This is a genomic window from Pseudomonas sp. GD03858 (genome assembly GCF_029840925.1).
Classification (GTDB): Bacteria; Pseudomonadota; Gammaproteobacteria; order Pseudomonadales; family Pseudomonadaceae; genus Aquipseudomonas.
The window spans coordinates 1-4,734 of sequence record NZ_JAOCDM010000190.1 but is presented as its reverse complement, the minus strand read 5'-3'; the positions used below and the strand labels follow the sequence as shown (position 1 = coordinate 4,734).

At 63.4% G+C, this 4,734-nt stretch carries 6 protein-coding genes; 3 read left to right on the top strand and 3 right to left on the bottom strand.

Annotation, left to right across the window (positions count from 1 at the left end):
• The first annotated feature begins 188 nt into the window (after window positions 1–188).
• Both rhtA and N5D48_RS25675 read left to right on the top strand, forming a co-directional pair.
• Complete coding sequence (rhtA, locus tag N5D48_RS25680) at window positions 189–1,076, top strand: threonine/homoserine exporter RhtA (protein ID WP_279888917.1); 888 nt, start codon at window positions 189–191, stop codon at window positions 1,074–1,076.
• 190 nt (window positions 1,077–1,266) lie between these two features.
• Window positions 1,267–1,548, top strand: coding sequence for a hypothetical protein (locus N5D48_RS25675; protein ID WP_279888916.1), 282 nt, complete (start codon window positions 1,267–1,269; stop codon window positions 1,546–1,548).
• Between the two features lie 56 nt (window positions 1,549–1,604).
• Here the strand turns inward: N5D48_RS25675 and N5D48_RS25670 are convergent, their stop codons facing one another.
• A complete protein-coding gene (locus tag N5D48_RS25670; protein ID WP_279888914.1) occupies window positions 1,605–3,407 on the bottom strand; it encodes an aminopeptidase P family protein in 1,803 nt (600 codons plus the stop codon).
• A gap of 185 nt (window positions 3,408–3,592) precedes the next feature.
• Entirely contained in the window at window positions 3,593–3,961 is a 369-nt protein-coding gene (locus N5D48_RS25665) for an antibiotic biosynthesis monooxygenase (protein ID WP_279888911.1), read from the bottom strand.
• 88 nt (window positions 3,962–4,049) lie between these two features.
• On the opposite strand from N5D48_RS25665, the gene soxR reads away from it, so the two are divergent.
• The gene (soxR, locus tag N5D48_RS25660; protein WP_279888909.1) at window positions 4,050–4,505 is read left to right on the top strand and encodes a redox-sensitive transcriptional activator SoxR; all 456 of its coding nucleotides are present in this window, start codon (window positions 4,050–4,052) and stop codon (window positions 4,503–4,505) included.
• Window positions 4,506–4,522: 17 nt separating this feature from the next.
• Here the strand turns inward: soxR and N5D48_RS25655 are convergent.
• A partial coding sequence (locus N5D48_RS25655) for a cupin domain-containing protein (RefSeq protein ID WP_279888907.1) occupies window positions 4,523–4,734 on the bottom strand: 212 nt, incomplete at its 5' end.

Sequence of the window (4,734 nt, the reverse complement as noted above, 5' to 3'; positions counted from 1 at the left end):
CCCTCGGCGAACACCTCTGAGACTCACCACTATCCCTCGGCGAACACCTAACAAACACAACCCAACCCCAAGACAGGCACCTGGCAGCCGTCACACCATCTATAACCCCCATCCCAACCTTGCCAACCCGCCCACCACTGCGCACTATATTGCGCACCCTTGCGCGCATAATTAAAACGGAAACCCCCATGAACACCCCAAACCGCAGCCTGGCCGCCACCCTCTTCCCCATCGGCTTGCTGCTGATCGCCATGGCCTCCATCCAATCTGGAGCTTCACTGGCCAAGAGCATGTTTCCCGTAGTCGGCGCTCAGGGCACCACCGCGCTGCGGCTGATTTTCGCCAGCATCATCATGCTCTTGCTGCTGCGGCCATGGCGCGCACGCCTGGATGCCAGCACCCTGCGCAGCGTGATCATCTACGGCATGGCCCTTGGCGGCATGAACTTCCTCTTCTATATGTCTCTGCGCAGCGTACCGCTGGGTATCGCCGTGGCCCTGGAGTTCACCGGCCCGCTCGCGGTGGCACTCTGGGCTTCGCGTCGAGCGCTGGATTTCGTATGGATCGCACTGGCGGTGATCGGCCTGCTGCTGCTGATCCCCGTCGGCCAGACGGGGAGCGAACTTGACCCGGTCGGCGCCGCCTATGCCCTTGGCGCCGGGGTGTGCTGGGCGCTGTACATCCTCTATGGACAAAAGGCCGGTGCCGAGAACGGCATCCAGACCGCCGCCCTGGGCGTGGTCATCGCAGCGATCTTCGTTGCCCCAATCGGCATCGCCCATGCGGGCAGCGCCCTGCTGACACCCGCCCTGCTGCCCGTAGCGCTGGGCGTCGCCATCCTCTCGACTGCCCTGCCCTACAGCCTTGAGATGGTTGCCCTGACCCGCATGCCCGCCCGCACCTTCGGCACATTGATGAGCATCGAGCCCGCCTTCGGTGCACTGTCCGGGCTACTGTTCCTGGGCGAGCGGCTCACTGCCTGGCAATGGCTGGCGATCTTCGCGATCATCACCGCGTCAGTGGGCGCAACCCTTTCGATGAAACGGGAGACACCCCCACCCGTAGCCGTCGACTGATTTGAGAAATATTTGCATTTAACCCCTACACAACCTTGTACCGCCCTGCATCGCTGATTAAGCTGTCACCAAATCATAATCTTGACGCTATCTACTGAGCCGCATATGGAAATCGGGGACCTTCAGGGAAGACACGAAGCGTAAACGACTGGCCCGTTGACAATGTAGTCGGGCCCGCATAAGGACAGGAATGAAACGTATTTTGCTCATCCTGGCCATCCTGGCCATCGCTGGATGCGCCGCGACAGCCAATACCGAAGTGAAGCGGGGAAAGAAGGGCCTGCATATCAACTGCTCGGGGTTGTCCTCGTCGTGGGAGAAGTGCTACAGCAAGGCCGCCAGCTCCTGCAGCAGCAAGGGTTACAAGGTCATCGCCCGGTCCGGCGACACCGACGAAGAACCTGGCGACTATGTATTCGGCATCAATCCGGCCGGCTATACCAGCCGAAGCATGATCGTGATCTGCAAGTAACAGATGCAAGAAGGGCAGCCAGTGGCTGCCCTTTCATTTTCAGTGCTCCATCATTCTCAGAGCGGTGCGGTGCGCCGCTCCAGCCAAGCCAGCGCATCGCCTTCCAACAGCGGCGCCAACCGCTCCCGCACCGTCTGGTGGTAGCGGTTCAGCCAGGCGATATCCTCGCTACCCAGCGCCTCGACCAACAGGCAACGCGTGTCGATCGGACACAGGGTCAAGGTCTCGAACGCCAGGAACTCACCGAACTCGCTGGTACCGGCCTTTCGGCTGACCACCAGGTTCTCGATCCGCACTCCCCACTGCCCCGGGCGGTAGGTCCCAGGCTCGATCGAGCTGATCATTCCAGGCTGCATCGCGGTCTGCGGCGTGGCCGCAGCCTGATAGGCGATGACCTGCGGCCCCTCATGCACGTTCATGAAGTAACCGACGCCATGGCCAGTCCCGTGGCCATAATCGACCTGGTCCGCCCAGATCGGCGCCCGGGCGATGGCATCGAGCAACGGCGAGAGGATCCCTCGCGGGAACTTGGCCCGCGACAGCGCGATCATGCCCTTGAGAACGCGGGAGCAATCGGCTTTCTGTTGCTGGCTCGGCTCGCCGATCGGCACCATCCGCGTGATATCGGTCGTCCCACCCAGGTACTGTCCACCTGAGTCGATCAGCAGCAGGCCATCGCCCTCGATCACGGCATGGGACTCTTCGGTGGCATGGTAATGCGGCATCGCACCATTGGCGTTATAGGCCGCAATCGTGGAGAAGCTCAGTGACACGAAGCCAGGACGACGGGCACGAGCGGCGCTCAGTTCTTCGTCAATGGTCAGTTCGGTGATGCGCTGCTTGCCCTGGCTGGCCTCGAACCAGGCAAAGAACTCGCACAACGCGGCACCATCCTGCTCCATGGCCTGGCGGATATGTGCAAGATCCCCCTCCTCCTTGCGCGACTTGCTAAGGGTGGTCGGGTTGATGCTCTCGACCAGACGCACCTGCTCATGCAGGTTGTCCAGCAGGCCGCGGGTTACCCGTGCCGGATCCACCAGCAGGCTCGCCGTGGCTGGAAGCCTGGCCAGCACGTCGTCGACCTCGGCGTAGTCGCGAACCTCGATACCATCGGCGGCCAGCACCAGGCACAGATGATGATCGACTTTGTCCCGCCCGACGAACAGGTAGGCCTTGTCCTGGCTCAGCAGGGCAAAGGAGACGAATACGGGGTTATAGGAAACATCACTACCACGCAGGTTGAACAGCCAGGCGATATCGTCGAGGGTGGCGATGAAATGCCAGTCGGCGCTTTTTTCCCGCAGCGTGTCCCGCAGCTCGGCGAGCTTTTGCGCTCGACTGACCGTGGCATGTGGCGCCAGGTGCTGGTAAACCGGATTGCCCGGCAGTTGCGGCCTATCGAGCCACACCTGCGCAAGCAGGTCCAGGTCCGTACGCAACTTGGCTCCCCGGGCCTTTAGACGTTCACTCAACTGGCGCGCCGGCGCCACAGCCATGACCGCGCCATCCACCGCGACGGTGCCATTGACCTGCTCCCCCAGCCACTCAAGCGCGCCCGGCTGTCCAGGACGCAGCTTCATCAGCTCGATGCCGCTGCCAGCAAGCTCCTTGTCCGCCTGCTCCCAGTAACGGCTGTCCGCCCACAGCCCGGCGAAATCCGCCGTGACCACCAGCGTGCCCACCGAGCCCTGGAATCCGGACAACCATTGCCGCCCCTGCCAGTAACCTGGCAGGTATTCGGACAGGTGGGGGTCGGCCGAGGGTACCAGCAGGGCGTCCACGCCCTCGCGGGCCATGGCCTCGCGCACGCGCGCCAACCGCGCCGGTACGGATTCGTGAAGGGGGGACTGACTGTTCATGCGTTCTCCTGCGCAAAGGTCTCGACAGATCCAGGCCGTCGATAATGAAACAGCCGCGCGGCGCCCGCAATCGCCACGACCATAACAAGACACGTCTTGCCGCAAGTGCCATGCCGAGCGCGCATCAAAGGCCCCCCTGACGCTCGTGAACACTCGACGGACCTGGAACACGCAGCCCACCTTATTTATGCCTGGGCCTCGCCCAGCTGGCAGTGCAGACCACCATCGGCGCCGCGCACCAGGCTGCGCAGCGCCTGGTAGGCAGCAAAGTTCACCCCCCGCGCCTGATGCAGGCTGAGCAGGTCAAGGAAGGGCTCCTCGACGAAGCACCCCGCAGCGGCGGCCCAGGCCTGCCGCGACTGCCACTGCAAATGCTGCAGCACCCGGCGTCCATCATCGCTGGCCTGAATGCTCACACTCAGCAACCCCGCGCAACGCTGCGCCAACTGCTCGCTGCGTGCGACCAATGCCTCGGCCAGCGCCTCCTGGCGCACCGGGGGCACGTCGTACTCGATCATCTGGGTGAACCACAGGGAATGGCTGTTGGCCGTCATGACACATCTCCTCGTTTCGAGCGCTTGCGGCAGATGGTCGTGGAGGGTAAAACCTCCAGTTAACTCAAGGTCAAGGAGTTTATCGTCGATGAAGCCCCCATCGCCCCAGGAACGCCTGCTCAGTGTCGGCCAACTTGCCGCACGCAGCGGCGTGGCCGTAACCGCGCTGCACTTCTACGAGACCAAGGGCCTGATCCACAGCACCCGCAATGCCGGCAACCAGCGACGCTACCCGCGGGCCGTGCTGCGCCGGGTGGCGGTGATCAAGATGGCCCAGCGCCTGGGCATTCCCCTGGCCGACATCGCCAACGCCCTGCAAGCCCTGCCCTGTGACCACACCCCCGGCGCCGACGACTGGCAGCGCCTTTCGGCGCGCTGGCGCGACGATCTGAGCCGGCGCATCGAGGAGCTGCTGATGCTGCGTGATCAGCTCGATGGCTGCATCGGCTGTGGTTGCATGTCGCTGAAGGAATGTCCGCTGCGCAACCACCACGACCGCCTGGGTGATGAAGGTCCCGGCCCACATCCACTCAGCCACGACTGACGGGCGGGCACGCTCGCTCAGATCACCACATTGCGCACGAAACGCACCGGCTCCTCGCCGTCGTTGCGATAGGCGTAGCGGCAATCACTGGGAAAGATGAAGAACTCGCCCTTGTCCAACTGCCGCTGGGCGTGCTCGATGATCAGCGTCAGGCGCCCTTCGGTCACATAGATCTGCTCGCTCCAGCCCGAGGCATCGGCCTCGCTGGCATAGCACTCGCCCGGGGCCA

Bases quoted from the DNA above. Each gene is read 5' to 3' on its own strand.
- rhtA (WP_279888917.1), top strand. From the start codon at position 189: ATGAACACCCCAAACCGCAGCCTGGCCGCCACCCTCTTCCCCATCGGC.
- N5D48_RS25675 (WP_279888916.1), top strand. From the start codon at position 1,267: ATGAAACGTATTTTGCTCATCCTGGCCATCCTGGCCATCGCTGGATGC.
- N5D48_RS25670 (WP_279888914.1), bottom strand. From the start codon at position 3,407: ATGAACAGTCAGTCCCCCCTTCACGAATCCGTACCGGCGCGGTTGGCG.
- N5D48_RS25665 (WP_279888911.1), bottom strand. From the start codon at position 3,961: ATGACGGCCAACAGCCATTCCCTGTGGTTCACCCAGATGATCGAGTAC.
- soxR (WP_279888909.1), top strand. From the start codon at position 4,050: ATGAAGCCCCCATCGCCCCAGGAACGCCTGCTCAGTGTCGGCCAACTT.